General features: G+C 68.4%; 15 protein-coding genes and 1 pseudogene. 9 read left to right on the top strand and 7 right to left on the bottom strand.

Translation table 11 applies throughout. The annotated features are described in order from the left end of the window. Positions 1-224, top strand: a pseudogene (locus AZG88_RS24845) (transcriptional regulator); the annotation flags it as partial. Between the two features lie 5 nt (positions 225-229). On the opposite strand, the gene AZG88_RS24840 reads toward AZG88_RS24845, so the two are convergent. From AZG88_RS24840 to AZG88_RS24830, 3 genes are all read right to left on the bottom strand, one after another. After that, positions 230-1,702: an FAD-dependent oxidoreductase gene (locus tag AZG88_RS24840; protein WP_005238775.1), complete on the bottom strand. Its 1,473-nt coding sequence runs from the start codon at positions 1,700-1,702 to the stop codon at positions 230-232. A gap of 136 nt (positions 1,703-1,838) precedes the next feature. Then, on the bottom strand, positions 1,839-2,243 hold the full coding sequence (locus tag AZG88_RS24835) for a PPOX class F420-dependent oxidoreductase (protein ID WP_061041535.1): 405 nt from the start codon (positions 2,241-2,243) through the stop codon (positions 1,839-1,841). 40 nt (positions 2,244-2,283) lie between these two features. Then, positions 2,284-3,459: an aminotransferase class V-fold PLP-dependent enzyme gene (locus AZG88_RS24830; protein ID WP_005238777.1), complete on the bottom strand. Its 1,176-nt coding sequence runs from the start codon at positions 3,457-3,459 to the stop codon at positions 2,284-2,286. Between the two features lie 146 nt (positions 3,460-3,605). On the opposite strand from AZG88_RS24830, the gene egtA reads away from it, so the two are divergent. The 5 genes from egtA (at position 3,606) to AZG88_RS24805 (ending at position 9,103) form a co-directional block, all read left to right on the top strand. After that, positions 3,606-4,820, top strand: coding sequence for an ergothioneine biosynthesis glutamate--cysteine ligase EgtA (egtA, locus tag AZG88_RS24825; protein WP_005238778.1), 1,215 nt, complete (start codon positions 3,606-3,608; stop codon positions 4,818-4,820). Then, positions 4,820-6,124 (top strand): ergothioneine biosynthesis protein EgtB, encoded by a 1,305-nt coding sequence (gene egtB, locus AZG88_RS24820; RefSeq protein WP_025432124.1) that lies wholly within the window; start codon positions 4,820-4,822, stop codon positions 6,122-6,124. The genes egtA and egtB overlap by 1 nt, the downstream gene beginning before the upstream one ends. A 1-nt stretch (position 6,125) precedes the next feature. Beyond that, entirely contained in the window at positions 6,126-6,872 is a 747-nt protein-coding gene (gene egtC / locus AZG88_RS24815) for an ergothioneine biosynthesis protein EgtC (RefSeq protein WP_061699495.1), read from the top strand. Beyond that, complete coding sequence (gene egtD / locus AZG88_RS24810) at positions 6,869-7,843, top strand: L-histidine N(alpha)-methyltransferase (RefSeq protein WP_005238781.1); 975 nt, start codon at positions 6,869-6,871, stop codon at positions 7,841-7,843. The genes egtC and egtD overlap by 4 nt, the downstream gene beginning before the upstream one ends. A 72-nt stretch (positions 7,844-7,915) precedes the next feature. After that, on the top strand, positions 7,916-9,103 hold the full coding sequence (locus tag AZG88_RS24805) for a PQQ-dependent sugar dehydrogenase (protein ID WP_061699494.1): 1,188 nt from the start codon (positions 7,916-7,918) through the stop codon (positions 9,101-9,103). 7 nt (positions 9,104-9,110) lie between these two features. Here the strand turns inward: AZG88_RS24805 and AZG88_RS24800 are convergent, their stop codons facing one another. Both AZG88_RS24800 and AZG88_RS24795 read right to left on the bottom strand, forming a co-directional pair. Continuing rightward, positions 9,111-9,968, bottom strand: a complete 858-nt coding sequence (locus AZG88_RS24800; RefSeq protein ID WP_061699493.1) for a cyclase family protein — start codon at positions 9,966-9,968, stop codon at positions 9,111-9,113. A 50-nt stretch (positions 9,969-10,018) separates the two neighbouring features. Continuing rightward, positions 10,019-12,046 (bottom strand): flavin monoamine oxidase family protein, encoded by a 2,028-nt coding sequence (locus AZG88_RS24795; protein ID WP_231914177.1) that lies wholly within the window; start codon positions 12,044-12,046, stop codon positions 10,019-10,021. Positions 12,047-12,184: 138 nt separating this feature from the next. Here AZG88_RS24795 and AZG88_RS52845 point away from each other — a divergent pair, with 138 nt between their 5' ends. Genes AZG88_RS52845 through AZG88_RS24785 form a run of 3 tightly spaced genes read left to right on the top strand, consistent with a single transcriptional unit; the run spans position 12,185 to position 15,806 of the window. Continuing rightward, a complete protein-coding gene (locus tag AZG88_RS52845; protein ID WP_005255533.1) occupies positions 12,185-12,346 on the top strand; it encodes a hypothetical protein in 162 nt (53 codons plus the stop codon). Continuing rightward, positions 12,346-13,836, top strand: coding sequence for a cytosine permease (locus tag AZG88_RS24790; RefSeq protein WP_005238787.1), 1,491 nt, complete (start codon positions 12,346-12,348; stop codon positions 13,834-13,836). The genes AZG88_RS52845 and AZG88_RS24790 overlap by 1 nt, the downstream gene beginning before the upstream one ends. 5 nt (positions 13,837-13,841) lie before the next feature. Then, on the top strand, positions 13,842-15,806 hold the full coding sequence (locus AZG88_RS24785; protein WP_061699492.1) for an oxidoreductase: 1,965 nt from the start codon (positions 13,842-13,844) through the stop codon (positions 15,804-15,806). Positions 15,807-15,809: 3 nt separating this feature from the next. On the opposite strand, the gene AZG88_RS24780 is transcribed toward AZG88_RS24785, so the two are convergent. Then, the gene (locus tag AZG88_RS24780; RefSeq protein WP_005238789.1) at positions 15,810-16,445 is read right to left on the bottom strand and encodes a TetR/AcrR family transcriptional regulator; all 636 of its coding nucleotides are present in this window, start codon (positions 16,443-16,445) and stop codon (positions 15,810-15,812) included. Positions 16,446-16,522: 77 nt separating this feature from the next. Beyond that, on the bottom strand, positions 16,523-17,241 hold a 719-nt coding region (locus AZG88_RS24775; protein WP_231914176.1), incomplete at its 5' end, for a thiamine pyrophosphate-dependent enzyme.

Raw genomic sequence — 17,241 nt, 5'->3', positions numbered from 1 at the left:
CACGGGCGCTCTCGCCCCGGCACGCCCAGATCCTGCGGGTGCTGTCGGTCGCGGGACCGGCGGGCGTCGACGCCGCCTCACTCAGCGAATCGTTGTTCGGCGACCGCGACCACGTGGTGGCTGTCCGCGCCGAGGTCTCGCGTCTGCGCAAGAGTCTCGGCGCGGTCCTGAGCACCCAGCCCTACCGGTTCGCGGCCGGTGTGACGGTCCGGCTCGTCGGGTAGTCCGGTCAGGCCTGCCCCGCCGCACTGATCCCGGCGCGGCGGCCGTAGAAGCTGCCGTCGCCGAGGGAGGTGCCGCTGGCGTAGCCGCCGGCGCACACGCCGGACGTGCACCGTCCCGCCGCGAAGAGGCCGGGGATCGGTTCGCCGGAGACGTGCAGTACCTCGGAGTTCACGGTCGTCCGCAGGCCGCCGAGCGTGAAGCCGAGGGTGAACCCGCGCAGGTCGAGTGCCGCGACGGGGGTGCCGATCGGCTTCACCCACTCGGACTTCTTGTGCAGCAGCGGGTCCGACCCTTCGGCGGCGTGCTTGTTGTAGACCTCGACGGTCGACTGCAGAGCGCCGGCGGGCAGGTCCATGTCCGATTCGAGTTCCTCGACGGTCTCCGCCGCCCACTTCGGTTGGACGCGCAGGAACGGCGTGGCCGTGGTGGCGGCCGCGCCCTCCTCGTAGGACGCCTCGTCGATGACGAGGAACGCCTGGTTGTCCTGGTGGAACAGGGTCATCTGGCCGATCCGTCCGGAGTACGTGTCCTCCGGAACGTAGCGCTGCCCCCGGCCGTTGACCAGGATGCCGCGGACGATCAACTGGGGGTCGCAGACGAACGCGACCTCGGTGGCGTCCATGTGGGCGAGATCGGCGCCGAGGGCCTGCGCCATGAGGATCGACCGTCCGTCGTGCTCCTCGATGGCAGCGCCGGGGCGGCCGATGAGCCGCGGCGCGTGGGCCTCGATCATCTTGTCGTTGTAGGCGAAGCTGCCGGTGGCGAGGACGACGCCGCGGCGCGCCCGCACGGCCACCTCCTTGCCGTACTGCTTGGCGACGATCCCGACGACGCGACCGGTGTCGTCCGTGACGAGCGTCTGGACGCGCATGTCGTATTCGGCTCGGACCCCGAGCTTTTCGGCCGTCTCGACGAGCGGCTTCATCAGCATGTAGCCACCGCCCTTCTCGCCGGTCCGCTTGCCGTCCATCTGCGGAACGTGGCCGCGCGGTGCGGGAGTCGCGATCTCGTTGAAGGGCGCCGCGTTCTCGCCGCCGGAGTACATGAGTCCGTCGTCGAACGGGGGCTCCCAGCCGGGTTCGCCCCAGAAGCTCTCCTTGAACGGGACACCGCAGTCGACGAGCCAGTTGTAGTGCTCGACGCTGCCCTCGCAGTAGTCGGTGATCTTCTCCTCGTCGGCACCCGGGCCGAGCGCCGCCATCATGAACGTCTTCATGTTCTCGGGGGAGTCGTCGAACCCGCACGCCTTCTGCAGCGGCGTCCCGCCGCCGAGGTAGATGAAGCCGCCCGCGAGGGCGGCGGCACCGCCCCAGCCGCTGGTGCGTTCGAGGACCAGGACGTCGGCGCCGGCGCGCGCCGCCTCGATGGAGGCGGACACACCGGCGATGCCGTAACCCGCGACCACGACATCGGCCTCGTAGTCCCACTCGGTGACCGTTGCTGCGGACCGGGGGCGGATCGGTGTGGCGTCGACCATGGGTGGAAGTCCTCTCGGGCGGTCACATGCGAAGTGTGACGTGGGTAACTCCCAGACTGTAACCTGTTACAAAACGGGGCCCGGAGCATCTCCCAGTCAGTGGGACGTCGTTTCCGGGAGGGTCGTGGGTGCCCGTTTACTCCCGCAGGTCCGTGACGCCGGTGAGTTCGTAGTGCAGTGTCTTCGTGCGTAACAGCCGGTGCGCGAGATGAACCCCGATCCGTTGCACCACGGGGAACCTCTTGTCGATCAGGGCACCGGCAGCCTGTGCCTCCGGGCCGGACAGCAGTCGCGCCGTGGCCTGCGCCTGCGCACCCGTCGGCTTGCCCGCCCACGTGCACGGACGGATGCGGACCTCGGGGAAGTTGCGCAGCCGCTTGTTTTTGGACGCCCGGCCCGGGGTGCGGAAGTACGCCCGATCGCCGTCCACGACGAGGTTGACCGGAGTGTCCACCCACGAGCCGTCACGCTTGCGCGTCTGCAGTTGCACGACCTTCTCCGCGGCGAATCGTGGCAGCGCCGGTGATCCCTGGTCTGTCATCGTGAAGTCCTGGTTCTCGGGTGAGTTCCAGCGTACTGCCCTAGTTCGCGAGTGTCCGCACCTCCGCGAGGAACCGGTCGAGGTCGTCCGGGGAGCAGAAATAGTGCGGCGACGCCCGCACCACGGCGTCGAGTCCGCGGGCGCTCATGTCCAGCAGCGTCGATCCGCGCAGGCTGGCCGTGACGGTGACGTTGCGGGCGGCCAGCTGTTTCCGGACGTCGCCGGGATCGAACCCGTCGACGGTGAACGAGACGATTCCGCAACGGCGGGCGCCGAGGTCGCGGACGGTGACACCGGGGATCGCCGCGAGCCCCGACCGGAGGTGCTCGGCCCCGGCCGCAACGGCCGCCTCGACCTCGTCCACCCCGAGGTCGAGGAGATAGTCGGCCGCCACCCCGAGTCCGAGGCGCGCGGCGACGTCGCATTCCCAGAATTCGAACCGGCTGGCATCGGTGGCGAGCCGGTACGCATCGGCCGCGGTCCACTCCGCGCTGTGCAGGTCGAGGGCGGCCGGCTCGAGGGTCGCGGCCAGTTCCGGGCGGACGTACAGGAAGCCGGTGCCCCGCGGCGCACGAAGCCATTTGCGGCCCGTGGCGGAGAGCGCGTCGACACCCAGCTCGCCCACGTCGAGGGCGATCTGACCGACCGACTGGCACGCGTCGAGCAGCACGAGCGCGCCGTGCGAGTGTGCCAGCTCCGACACCTCGCGGACGGGGTTGACCAGACCGCCGTTGGTGGGCACGTGCACGAGGGACACGAGACGGACCCGGTCGTCGAGAAGCGTCTCGAGGGCGGCGACGTCGATCTGGCCTGCCGGGTCGCTGGGGATCACGTCGACCGTCGCGCCCACGGACCGGGCCCGTTGCAGGACGGCGATGGCGTTGCTGGCGTACTCGACCTCCGAGATCAGCACGCGGTCACCGGCCCGGAGCGGGACGGCATGGAAGAAGTCGTTCCAGGCGGTGGTGGCACTGTCCACCAGGGCGATGCTGTCGGCGCTCGCTCCGATCAACCGGCCCAGGGACGACTTCACGGCGGCGAGATCGTCGGCCCGTTCGGCGGCCGCGACGTAGCCGCCCACGTCGGCCTCCCGGCGCAGGTGCGCGAACACGGCGTCCAGGACCGCGGTCGGCGGAAGCGAGGAGCCCGCGCTGTCGAGGAACACCTTGTCGAGGCAGCCCGGGGTGTCCCGTCGCGCCTGCTCGAGGTCGAGCATGTCCGATACCTCCCTTTTTGCAGTGAATGGACTCGAACGTACCTGTGCAGGTTCCTCGAAAAGTATGCCGTTGGGGCGTGCATCGACGGCCGAGGCGCTCTAATGTCGATAACGACGTTCAGGCGGCGCCCGAAGGGGAGGGTCGAATGGCTACTGCAGTTCAGTCCGTCGAGGCAACGTGTTTCACGTCGCGGCCGGCGGCGGAGGCGTACCTGGGTGGTGTGTGCTTCAAACTGGGGCCACCGCAACTGATCGGCGCGGAATTGGAGTGGCTGACCGCGCAACTGCCGGAATACGTGCGCCCCGACCTCGCCACTCTCGCCGAAGCTCTCGGGCCGCACACCCCCAGAACCATCGATCCCTCTTCTCCTGCTCAGCCCCTCCCCGGTGGCAGCGCCGTCACGGTCGAACCCGGCGGACAGATCGAACTGTCCAGCGCCCCCTATTACTCCGCACGCGAATTGTGCGACTATCTCGCCGCCGATCAGGCGGTTCTCGCGGACTTGTTGTCGTCCCGATCGATCCTCATGTCGTCCGAGGCCGCGGACACCCGCCGGCCCGCGCAACGTCTCCTCCAATCGCCGCGGTACTGCGCGATGGAATCCCGCTTCACCGGCATCGGGCCATTCGGGAAGCTGATGATGTGCAACACCGCCGCAACGCAGATCAGCGTGGACGCCGGGGCCGATCCGGTTGCGGTGGAGAAGCGGTGGCACCTGCTGCACGCCGTCGGACCCGCATTGATCGCGGCCTTCGCGTGTTCGCCGCGGCTCTACGGGGTACCCGACGGGCAGTGGGCGTCGCAGCGGATGCGAACCTGGCTCGAACTCGATTCGCCACGCACCACCGGAACCCCGCACATCGCGGACTATGCGGGGTGGGTGCTGGACGTGCCGTTGCTGTGCATCCGCAACGACGGAACGGACTGGACTGCGCCCGACGGTGCAACTTTCGCCGACTGGGTCGAGGGCGCGCTGGACGACGTGATCGGACGCCCGACGCCCGCCGACCTCGACTACCACCTCACCACCCTGTTTCCGCCCGTCCGTGCGGCCGGTCATCTCGAGGTGCGCTACCTCGACGCGCAACCGGGCGACCAGTGGCGGGTTCCCATCGCGGCGATCGACGCACTGCTGTCGGGTCCGGGTGCCATGGCCGAGGCGCTCGACGCGGCGCTGCCCACCGCCGAACGCTGGCGGGACGCGGCCGAGTTCGGTCTGGCCGACCTCGAACTGCGCGCTGCGGCAACAGCTCTGCTGTCACTGGCGGCGGCATACTCGCCCGACCCCGAATTCGTCAGGCTGCTCGATGCTGCCGCCGAACGATGTTGCCGGGGCCAGGCACCTAGCGGGGAACGCTGATGGGTACCCGCGAAAAGATCGGGACGGTGTTGACACGGGCGCGGGAGCGCACCGCCGGGTTGACGGACTGTGTGGACGGGGAGGACCTCGTCGCACAGCATTCCCCGTTGATGAGCCCGCTCGTGTGGGATCTCGCGCACATCGGCAATCAGGAAGAGTTGTGGCTCGTGCGGGACGTCGGGGGCCGGGAACCGGTCCGCCGCGACATCGACGAGTTGTACGACGCATTCAAGCATTCGAGGAACTCGCGGCCAGCCTTGCCGCTGCTGAATCCGGACGAGGCGAGGGAATACATACGTTCTGTTCGAGACAAGGCGTGGGACGTGCTCGACCGCAGCACGTTCCGGGGCCGGCCGCTCGAGGAGAACGGATTCGCGTTCGGCATGATCGCACAGCACGAGCAGCAGCACGCCGAAACGATGCTCGCCACCCATCAACTGCGCTCCGGTGCAGCAGTGCTGGCCGCGGAGAGCGCGCCGCGTGTCGGCGGGGCGATCGACGAGGACGAAGTGGTCATTCCCTCCGGCGAATTCACGATGGGAACGTCGGACGATCCGTGGGCGCTCGACAACGAGAGGTCCGCGCACCCCGTGCACGTTCCGGCGTTCGTGATCGACGCCGTCCCTGTCACCAACGGCCGTTACCTCGAGTTCATGGACGACGGTGGTTACGCACGGCCCGAATTGTGGAGTGAGCGGGGATGGGCGCACCGCCTCGAAGCGGGGTTGGACGCTCCCCAGTTCTGGGAGAACGACGGCTGCGGAACGTGGTGGCGCCGGCGGTTCGGGGTGACCGAGCCGATCCACCTCCAGGAACCGGTCGTGCACGTCTGCTTCTTCGAAGCCGAGGCGTTCGCGCGCTGGGACGGCAAGAGACTTCCGACCGAAGCCGAATGGGAGAAGGCCGCGCGATGGGACCCGTTCACCGGCCGGTCGCGCCGATTCCCCTGGGGTGACGACGAACCCGACTCCTCGCTGGCCAACCTCGGGCAGCACCACCTCGGACCCGCGGTGGTCGGGGCATACCCGTCGGGGGCGTCCCCGCTCGGCGTCCATCAACTGATCGGCGACGTGTGGGAGTGGACGTCGTCGCCCTTCGAGCCCTATCCCGGTTTCTCGGCGTTCCCCTACCGCGAGTACTCGGAGGCGTTCTACGGCGGCGACTACCGCGTGCTGCGCGGCGGTTCGTTCGGCACCGATCCGGTGGCATGCCGTGGGACGTTCCGCAACTGGGACCACCCGATCCGCAGGCAGATCTTCGCCGGATTCCGCTGTGCCCGGGACCTTCCGGGAGACGACCGCTGAGATGTGCCGACACCTGGGCTATCTGGGACCGGAACAGTCGGTGGGCGACCTCCTGAGTCGCGGCGAGAACTCGCTACTGCGCCAGTCCTACGCGCCACACGACATGAGGGGTGGCGGAACCATCAACGCCGACGGATTCGGTGTGGGGTGGTGGGGAACGGACGGCCTCTCCCGCTACCGCAGTGCCCAGCCGCTGTGGTCCGACCCCGTCGTGCGAGAGACGTTGCCGAACATCCGCGCCCGCGCCGTGATTGCCGCCGCGCGGTCGGCGACGGTCGGGATGCCCGTGCAGCACACGGCCTGTGCACCGTTCTCCGACGAGACCTGGGCCTTCAGCCACAACGGGCTGGTGCGCGGGTGGCCGGAGTCGCTCGGCGCGCTCGCCGCGGAGCTCCCCGTGAGCGACCTGCTGCAACTCGAGGCACCGACCGACTCGGCCGCGTTGTGGCTGCTCCTGCGCCGGGCGCTCGGCGAGCAGGACCCCGAGAAGGCGATGAGTGCGCTCGTGCAGGACGTCGTCGCTGCGGCCCCGAACTCGCGATTGAATCTGCTGCTGGGCAACGGCAGCGAACTGTGGGCCACCACCTGGCATCACTCGCTGTCGGCGCTCGTCGACGACGAGCGGGCCATCGTGATGTCCGAACCCTACGACGACAACCCCGCATGGCAATCGATTCCGGATCGGCACTTCGTCAGCGCACGCCCCGGACACCTGATCGTCACCCCGCTCGAGATGGGAGCACGATGACCACCACACCGACACTCGAGGTGTACCTGCAGCCCGAGCAGCTGAAGGCCGCTCTGCGCAAGGACGCCACCGTCGGGCTCACGTCGAACCCGAAATGGCTGCCTCCCAAATACTTCTACGACGCCCGCGGGAGCGAGCTGTTCGAGCAGATCACGGCGTTGCCCGAATACTTCCCGACGCGTACCGAACGGGAACTGCTCAGGCGGTATTCGGGGGAGATCGCCGATGTCGCGGCGCCGGAGATCCTCGTCGAACTCGGATCCGGGTCGTCGGAGAAGACACGGCTCCTGCTGGGCGCCGGCACGCGGCACGGAAGCCTCCATACGTACGTACCTCAGGACGTGTCGGTGTCCGCGCTCGAGGGTGCGGCGGAGCAGATCGGCGTGGAGTTCCCGAATCTGACCGTGCGCGGCGTCGTCAGTGACTTCACCGAGTCGCTGCACCACCTCCCACGCGGTGGCCGCCGCACGATCGCGTTCCTCGGTGGCACCCTCGGAAACATGGTGCCCGCCGAGCGGGCCGAGTTCCTCTCCGGAATCGCCGACGTCCTCGAGCCGGGGGAGCACCTCCTCCTCGGGGTCGGACTGGTGATCGATCCCGCCGTCCTCGTGCCCGCATACGACGACGCCGCCGGGGTGACCGCCCAGTTCAACCGCAACGTGTTGCGGGTCCTCAACACCCAGCTCGACGCCGATTTCCCGGTGGACGAGTTCCGGCACGTCGCGCTGTGGGACCCCGACAACGAGTGGATCGAGATGCGCCTCGAGGCCGAGCGTGCGATGTCGGTCCGCATGGGCGAGCTGGATCTGGACGTCGAGTTCGCCGCAGGCGAGCAGCTACGGACGGAGATCTCGGCCAAGTTCACCCTCGACGGCATCCGAGGAGAGTTGGCGGAAGCGGGATTCGGCGTCGACCGTACCTGGAGCGATCCCGACGCGCGTTTCGCGCTGGTGTGCGCCGCGCGGAGCTGACCGACAAGATCAACTTCGGGCCCGAGCGCGCTTATAGTGACCGCTAGTGCGCAATCGACCCGAGGAGAACTTGTGCGTCATCCGAAGCTCGCTGCCCTCGCTCTCGCCACCACGGCCGTGATCGGTCTCCCCACCGCACAGGCAACCGCTCAGCCGCTGCCTTTCCCGTTCGACACGGGAAGCCTCGGCAGCGACGGCCCGGGGGTACCCACGGAGGACACCCTTCCCGAGTTGACGGTCACGCCGGTCCTCGACGGACTCGACCATCCGTGGGACGCGGTGCAGGCTCCGGACGGCGCGGTTCTCACCGGGCAGCGTGCGGGCGGGTTCTTCGTTCGGCGTGCGGACGGAACCACCGGACCGGTCACCGCCGACCTGTCCGACCTGTACGCACAGTCCGAGACCGGGCTGATGGGTATCGCACTGTCGAGCAACTTCGCGCAGTCCCGAACCCTGTATACGTGCCAGGGATTCCAGGGCGGCGGTGTCACCGACATCCGAATCCAGTCGTGGACCGTCGACGCCGGCTGGACGACGCTGACCCGTGGTGCCGCAATCCTGACCGGAATCCCGGTCAACGAGGGGCGTCACGGCGGTTGCCGCATACTGACGGCCGCCGACGGCACCCTGTTCGTCGGTACCGGCGACACGGCGCAGCCGACCGTGTCGCAGGACCCGAACTCCTTGGGCGGCAAGACCCTCCACATCAACGCCGACGGCACCCCCGCAGCCGGAAATCCGGACCCGGCGAGCCCCGTCTACACCCTGGGACACCGGAACGCCCAGGGTCTCGCGCAACAGCCCGGAACGGGCCGCATCTACGCCGTGGATCAGGGAACGGCCCGGGACGACGAAGTGAACCTCCTGGTCGCCGGGGGTAACTACGGATACAAGCCGGATCGGATCCCCGGCATCTACGACGAATCCGTGCCGATGACGGATCCGTCGCGCGTCCCCGGAGCTGTTGCAGCGGCGTGGAGTTCGGGCAGCACGACCTTGGCAACCGGAAGCGCCGCCTTCGTGACCGGCTCCGGCTGGGGGCCGTGGGACGGCGCACTCGTCATGGGCGGCCTCAAGACGAAGCAGCTGATCTTCCTGCGTCTGGCCGCGGACGGGCAGTCCGTGACGGCTCAGACATTCGGCCTGCAGAACCAGTACGGTCGGCTCCGGTCGGTCACCCCGACGGTCGACGGTTCGTTGCTCGTCACCACGGACAACGGTTCCGCCGACCAGGTTCTCCGCGTCACCCCGCAAGGCTGACCACACGTCAGAACCACGCGAGGGTCCGGCAGGGGCCGCCGGATCCTCCTGCGTGGGTGGGGGCGCCGACCATGACGGTTGCGCCGGACGGTGGCACCTGCGACAGGTTCGCGAGGGCCTCCACCGCGTACTTTCCGGCACCGAGCGCCGCGAGATGCGCTCCGTACGTGGTGCTACGCCCCGCGTCGACACTGAGGGTGTCCGATCCCAACGCGACGATGTCGCGTTCCCGGACGAGGAACTCGACGGCGTCCGGGTCGAATCCGGGTGTGTGCTGCACACCCGCGACGTCTCGATTGGTGAACGTCGCGGGCTGTGCGGCGCGGCTGTCCCATCCGGAATTCATCGCCACCATGCAGCGGTCGGGGAGCGGGCCGTGATCGGACTCCCAATCGAGGAGGTCCTGCCGGGTGAGGAGCGTGTCGTTGTCGGCTCGCGCCCGCACCGAGATGTCCACGACGGCGAGGGGCACCACCAGGTCGCGGGGCGGAATCTGGTCGACGGTGAGGCCGTTCAGGCTCGCATGCGCAGGCGCGTCGACGTGAGTGCCGGTGTGCTCGTCGTAGCGAAGTTCGTTCTTGTAGAACACGCTGGGATCGCCGATCCCGACGGAGCCGAGCGGGGTCGGAGCGTCACCGATCCGCGCCACCGGCCGCATCGCGAACTGCTGAGCGCCGGGCCACACGGGAAAGCCGGGGGTGAGCACGTGGGTGAGATCGACGATCGACGCCCCCGCTGTCGGGGCAGCCGATGCCGTCGCCGGCGCGGCCGCCGCCGCCAGTGCTGCCGCGCCCGCCGCTCCGAACAGCGACCGTCGACTCATCGGGGCGCCGCGTTTCTCGATGGTTCCGTAGACGTGAGTCATGATGCGGGGCTAGCACATACGCGGCTCCTTCGCTGGTCGGTCGCGGTTCGCTACATCATAGGGTTCGCCGCGCCGGTATCCCGGAGTGCGCACGCGCCACGTAGTCGATCGATACAGTCGAAGGGCCGGAACACGATTCCACGACGTGACGAAGGGTTGACCATGGCAACGAGGAACAGACGTCTCGGCACGATCGTCGGCACCTGCGCCGCAGCGGTGGCGCTCACCACCGCGTCCGCCGGCGTCGCCGCCGCCGTACCGGATCCCGTGTCGGTGACCACGACGGCATTCCAGGTCCCGTTCACCGGGGTCATCGGTGACCCGTTCCCCTTCGCGACGGTGTCGCTCGCCGCATCCACCGGCGCGAGTCCGGGACCGGGCGTCGCGCGGTTGTCGGCGACGAGCATGTGCCCGGCGTTCACCCCGGGAGCGAACTGCACGACGTACACCTCCGCCACGACAGTGCGGTGGCTCAATCTCAGCACGGGGGCGACCGGAACGGTGACCGTTCCGTCGGGCAGTTTCGGTGTGCCCGGGAAGGAACCGGTGGTCGACGTGCTCACGGGATCGGGGCACGTGACGGCGACCGTCCTCGGCGAATCCTCGGCGACGATCGTTCCGGGCCTGGGGTACTTCTTCGTCCCGTGAGCGTTCTCCCCAGCTCCCCGCGCTGCTCCGCACCCGCACGAACGGGACAGACGCTTCCGGATCTCCTCGGCCGCACGCGCTCCGGAGGAGATTGCTCCGTCGATGTAGCCGTTCCAGATGCTCGCGGTCTCCGAACCGGCCCAATGGATGCGGTCCGCGGGAGCACGCCAGCCGTTGCGGCCGTGCGCGAACCAGGTTCCGGGGGTGGGGCTGGCCGCGTATCCTCCTCGCACCCAGGGGTCCTGGGGCCAGATCTTCTCGGTGTAGTCGATCGGGGACGCGGCGCGTTCGCCGAACAATTCGACCAGGGTGTCGACGATCGCCGCCCGGCGGTCGCTCTCGGCGAGCGCCGACCAGGACCGCTGGCGGTCACCGTAGACGAAGCACACGAGCACACCTGTTCCGGCGTCTTCGGGCGAGTTGTCGAACACGACTCCGACGTGGCGGTCACCGTAGATCGTGGCCTGGCCGGACAGTCCGTCGGCGCGCCAGAACGGGGTGTCGAAGACGGCGTGCACCTTTGCCACGTCGCCCATCGGGCTGCGTTCGACCCATCGTGTGCGCGAGACGGGCACCGGGGGAGTAAACGTGACGCGTTGGGTGGCCGACGGCGGTAGCGCCATGACGACGGAGTCGGCGAGCACCGTCCCCCGGGTGGTCTCGATCCGAACGCCGTCGGGCGTCTGCTCGACGTGGCGCACGGCGGTATCCAGGTGTACCCGATCGCCGAGATGGTCGGCGACGGCCAGCGCCGTCGACTGCGCGCCGTCCCGGAATCGGCGCTCCTGCGCGCAACCCTCGGTTTCCATCAGCTGATCGAATCTGCCGGCCGATGCGACGTAGAACAGCAGATGGAACAGCGACAGATCGCGCGGCTCGATCGACCACACCCCCTCGACGGCGAGCGCGAGTCGCCGACGGGCGTCTTCGTTTGCGACGGTCCGCTCGAAGTAGGAGTGGACGGTCTCGCTGTCCCACTTCTCGATGTCCGGAGTGGCCGTGGGGTCGTCGAGGTCGACGGTCCTCGCGAGTTCGTCGATGCGATCGGCGGCCGCCAGGTATTCGGCCATGCCGGGGCCGTCGTCGGGACCGGCGCCGGTGTAACGCCGCTGCGCACCGTCGGGCCACCGTTCGATGTGCTCGCCCGTGTTGTACGTGGGGAAGGTCGGGCAGTCGAAGCGTTCGGCGAGGGCGAGCAGATACTTCTGGGTGGGGCCGACCCATTGCCCGCCGTGGTCGACGACGACACCGTCCCTTCTCCGTTCGGAGCACACCCTCCCGCCGACTCGGTCGGATCCCTCGAGGATCACGGTGTCGATGCCGTCGTCGTGCAGCGAGAGTGCGGCGGACAGTCCTGCGTACCCCGCGCCGACCACGACGGTCCGAACGCGGGCCGGTAGGGCAGTCGGGTGATCCTTCGTGTTCGTCATGACCAGCATCCTGTTCTTGATTGGCTCGCCAGTCAATACTCAATTCTGGTTTCCTGCGCGAGGATTCGAGGGTTGACACGTTGTGACCCGTGCCACAGACTATTGATAACTGGCCCGCCAATCAGAAATGGGGATCGCGTGGACGACGCATTCGAACAGGAACTCGAGAGGCGACTGCTCCTCCTGGAATCCCCCGGCGGAGGCGGGATGATCCTGCCCGACCTTCCGTGGCGGGACGTCGCGGCGGCGATCGTCGGGATCGTCGCCACGATCACCGTCATGTTGTGGTGGGCGTACTGATGCTGGACGGGCAGCGGCAGGACCGCGCCACGGAACTGGGAAGTGCAGGCGGTACCGGTGACGACGGCACGGACGCCACGATGAACGAACTGCCGTTGTTGCCGGCGGAGCGGATCTGGGGCTTCTGGGACTACTCCGCGGTCAACATCGGCTTGGCCGTGGCCACCTGGGCGTTTCTGCAGGGCGCCGCCGTCGCGTACTACGTCGGCGCGGTACAGGCGATCGCGAGCATCGTCATCGGCTACGCGATCAGCGTCTTCCTCGTGTCGCTCGCGCCGTGCCTGCCGTCGGCGAAGTACGGCATCGAGCAGTTCGTCGGACTGCGCAGTGTGTTCGGCAGCAACGGCGCCCGAATCGTGATGGTCGTGATGTCCACGCTCTTCGCGGCGGCGTGGTCGGCAGTACTGGCCATCATGTTCGGGCACGGCCTGGTGACCGTCATCGACAACGTCTTCGGGGTCGAAATCTCCCAGACCGGTGCGGCAGTGAGTCTGTTGGGGCTGGTGGCGGTCGTACTGTCCTGGCTCGTCCTCGCCCGGGGACCGGTCTCGGTCGAGTCGGTGTGCCGGGTGATCGCACCCGTCCTCGTGCTCATCATCGTCGGGGTCCTGGTCATGGTGTTCACCAAGCGATCCTGGTCCGAACTGGCCAGTCTGCCCCCGCTCGACCCGGAGAGCGACCCGCACACCAGCTTCATGGTCGCGATCGAACTGAATATCGCCGGCGGGTTCGCGTGGTGGCCGAACGTCGGAAACCTCGCCCGGCTCACCCGTGGTCCGCGTGCGGCGTTCTGGCCGAACTGGCTCGGACTCTTCGCCGCGTCGGTTGCCGCGGCCGTCGTGGGTGTCTTCGCGGCGCTGGCGCTGAACCTCGAGGATCCCACGGAGTGGATGATCCCCCTCGCGGGAGTCGTGCTGGGCGTCCTGGCCCTGATCGTCATCGGTTTCGCCAACGTCACGGCCATCCTCTCCCAGGGATACGCCTCCATGGTGGCGCTCAAAGGCGGTGGCGGGAAGCTGCTCCGCGGCACGGCCTGGCCGGTGCTGGTGGCATTCATCCTCGGACCGGCCGCGATCCTCGTCTTCTTCCCCTCGGCCGTCTACGACAACTACGGTCGATTCCTGTCCTGGGGTGCGATCCTCGTGGCACCGCTGTGCGCCGTGCAGATCGTCGACTTCTTCCTGCTGCGCAGGGGTGTCCTGCGGATTCGCGACCTGTACCTGCCCAGTGCGCGCTCCTGCTACGGGTATTGGGGCGGTGTGAACGTCTTCGCGTTCGCCTCCGTGGCCGGCGGCGCGGCGACGTACGCTCTGCTGCTCAATCCGGTCACCTACATTCCGTCCCCGCTCTTTCCATACACCACCGCCTCGATTCCGGCATTCCTCGTCGCCGGCACGCTCCACGCCGTGTTGACCAAGACGTTCGTGCAGCCGCTCGGACTCGGCGGCTACGACCGCCGGCCGCGCGTCGCCGCCGACGCCGAAAGGTGAAAGATATGACGTCACAGCTCTTTCCCCACCTGTTCTCCCCGCTCCGCATCGGGAACGTGACGCTCGCGAACCGTATCGTGTCTTCCGGACACGACACCGTTCTCGTGCAGCAGGGGAAGGTGACCGACGAACTGGTCGCCTACCACGACGCCCGCGCCGCCGGTGGTGTCGGCATGATCGTGGTCCAGGTCGCAGGTGTTCACGAGACCGCCCGCTACACATCCCACGTGCTGATGGCGACGGACGACGACTGCATCCCGGGGTACCGGCGCATCGCCGACGTCTGTCACCGCCACGACTGCGTCGTCGTCGGGCAGATCTTCCATCCCGGCCGGGAGATCCTGGAGTCGCAGGACGGGTCCACTCCGGTCGCGCTGGCACCGTCCGCCGTGCCGAGCGAACGCTTCCACGTGATGCCGAGAGCGATGACGGCCGGAGAGATAGACGCGGTCGTGCAGGGGTACGGCGACGCTGCACGGAGACTGCAGCGCGCCGGACTTGACGGCGTCGAGATCGTCGCGAGCCACGGCTATCTACCCGCGCAGTTCCTCAACCCCCGCACCAACTTCCGCACGGACGAGTACGGCGGGTCGGCGGAGAATCGCCAGCGGTTTCTCCGTGCGGCGCTCGCGGCCGTCCGTGCGGAGGTCGGCCGCGACTTCGTGGTCGGGATGAGGATTTCCGGCGACGAGATGGGCAGCGACGGACTGCGGCCGGACGAATCGCAGGCGGTGTGCGCGTCGCTGGACGCGGACGGACTGCTCGATTACATCAGTGTGTGCGCCGGGAGTTCGTCGAGTCTCTCGGGCGCGGTACACATCGCCGCCCCGATGACCGAGTCCGCCGCCTACACCGCTCCGCTGGCCGCAGCCGTCAAATCGGTGGTTCGGGTTCCGGTGATCGTGGCGGGCAGGATCAATCAACCGCACGAGGGAGACACGGTGATCGCGCAGGGGCACGCCGACGCGTGTGCGATGACCCGCGCCCTCATCTGCGACCCCGCGATGCCCGCGAAAGCCGAACGCAGCGAAGTCGATTCGATCCGCGCGTGCATCGGCTGCAATCAGGCGTGCATGGGGCATTTCCAGCGAGGGTGCGCGATCTCGTGCATCCAGCATCCGGAGACCGGCCGCGAAGTTCGGTTCGGAACTCTGCAGATCACGCGCCGGCCGAAGAGCGTCATGGTGATCGGCGGCGGACCGGGTGGGCTGAAAGCGGCCGCGGTAGCCGCGGAACGTGGGCACCGGGTGACCCTGTACGAGGCGGCGTCCCGGGTGGGAGGCCAGGTGCTGCTGGCCGAACTGCTGCCGGGCAGGAGCGAGTTCGGTGGCGCCGTCACCAACCTGGAGGGTGAGGCGCGCCGGGCCGGAGTCCGGTTCGTGACCGGGACGACGGTCGATCCCGGACTGGTCAGGTCGGAGCAACCCGACGAGTTGATCGTCGCGACCGGTGCGAGGCCGTTCCGTCCCGAGATCGAGACCCTCGACGAGCCGCACGTGGTGGAGGCGTGGGACGTGATCCGCGGGCGCACACTCCCCGCAGGCAGGGTTCTCGTCGCCGATTGGCGCGGCGACTGGATCGGGCTCGGTGTCGCGAACCACCTCGCCCGGCTCGGCCACCGCGTCACGCTCGCCGTCACCGGATACGCTGCGGGCGAACATCTCCAGCAGTACGTGCGGAACGCCATGGTGGCTGCGGCGGTGGAGGCGAAGATCGAGATCCTTCCCAACGTCCGCTTGCGCGGCGCGGACGACGGCACGGCCTATCTGCAGCACACGCTCACCGAACGGCCCGTGCTGGTCGACGGTGTCAGCGCAGTCGTTCTCGCCCAGGGGCATGCGTCGGTCAACGACCTGCTGGAGGTCGACGGGTTTCCGCGGGAGCGGATCCATGCCGTCGGCGACTGCTTGTCGCCGCGCACCGTGGAAGAAGCTGTGCTGGAAGGGCTCACCGTCGCATCGGCGCTCTGACGGCTACTTCGTGGTGCGTGTGCGGGCGGTCGACGCGACCCGGTGCTTGTCGACGGTGATGGCGTCGATGAAGTCGTCGCACACGGACCGCATCCGCGTCGGAGTCATCAGGGTGGAACCGGTGAGCACCTGGATCGCGAGGCCGTCGAGAAGACCGAGGAGCATGTCGGTGGCGGCCCCGGGGTCCTTCACCCGCAGAGCGCCCTGTTCGACGCCGGCCTCGACGGTCTCCCGGACCACCCCGCGCCACTCTCCGTACACGGTGTCGTTCAGTTCCTGGAGTTCGACGTTGCCGAGTGCGGACGCCCACAGCTCCACCCACACCCGCCAGGCCGTGATCGTCTCCGGCCCGGCGGGAAGGTACGACTCCACGAGCCGGTGGAGCCGCACGAGCGGGACGTCGCTCTTCTCCATGATCCATCGCCGACGTTCCAGCGAGTGCTCGAAGTTGAACTGGAACGCCGCATGGAGCAGCGCATCCTTGGAATCGAAGTAGTAGTGGATCGTCCCGTTGCTCACCCCGGCCCGTGCCGCGACGTCGGCGATCCGGACGGCGCGGAAGCCGAGTTCGGCGATGGCTTCACACGTCGCTTGAAGGATCTGTTCTCGACGTTCCGCTTCAACGCTGGGGCGTGGCATCGCGCTCTCAACTCCTAGGATGTGACGTCTCGTCTACAGAGACCGTAGTCGAGAGTTCGGCCGAACCAGCGTAGCCGTCACCCCTGCTGCGTTGCCCTGCTGTTCTCACGGATGTACAGGAGAGTCGGGCGATCCGCGCCGAACGCCGCCGTGATCGCGTCCGTCAGCGCCGCAGGGGACTCGACGGCTCGTCCGTGACATCCCATCGCCCGCGCCACGGCGGGGAAGTCGATGCCGCCGAGCGCGACAGAGTGGACGGTGTCGCCGCGGTCCGCCATCTCGTTGCGGATCTCGCCGTACCCGCCGTTGTCGACGACGACGACGGGCAGCGGCAATCGGAGTTGCGCGGCGGTCGCGAGCTCGGGAAGCGTGAACATCACCCCGCCGTCGCCGAGGATCGCCAGGACCCGTGCGTTCGGGTCGGCCACGGACGCGCCGATCGCCGCGGGCAACCCGTATCCCAGCGTTCCCTGTCCCGTCGGGTACAGGAATCCGCCGGGGCGGTGCACGGTGAGGTTCGACAGTGCACCGTAGTAGCAGGCCATCGTGCTGTCCCCGGCGATCACCGTGGATTCGTCGACGACCGGCGCGATGGCGGCCATCATGTCGAGCCACGGAGCGCCTTCGGCGGCGGCATCGGCCCGCAGCCCCCGTCGGAGCGACGCGGCCCGCTCGTGGGCACCGGGATCCTCGCGCGTCTTCGTGGCGTCGAGCAGTTGCGACACCGCGGTCCCGGCATCACCCAGCAGGCGGATGGCGGGATCGGCGTTCGTGGTCATCGACGTCGGATCGACGT

The organism is Rhodococcus sp. LB1, assembly GCF_001583455.1.
GTDB classification, from domain to species: Bacteria; Actinomycetota; Actinomycetes; order Mycobacteriales; family Mycobacteriaceae; genus Rhodococcus_F; species Rhodococcus_F opacus.
The sequence above is the reverse complement of the archived record's forward strand: the minus strand, read 5'-3'. Positions and strand labels throughout refer to the sequence as shown.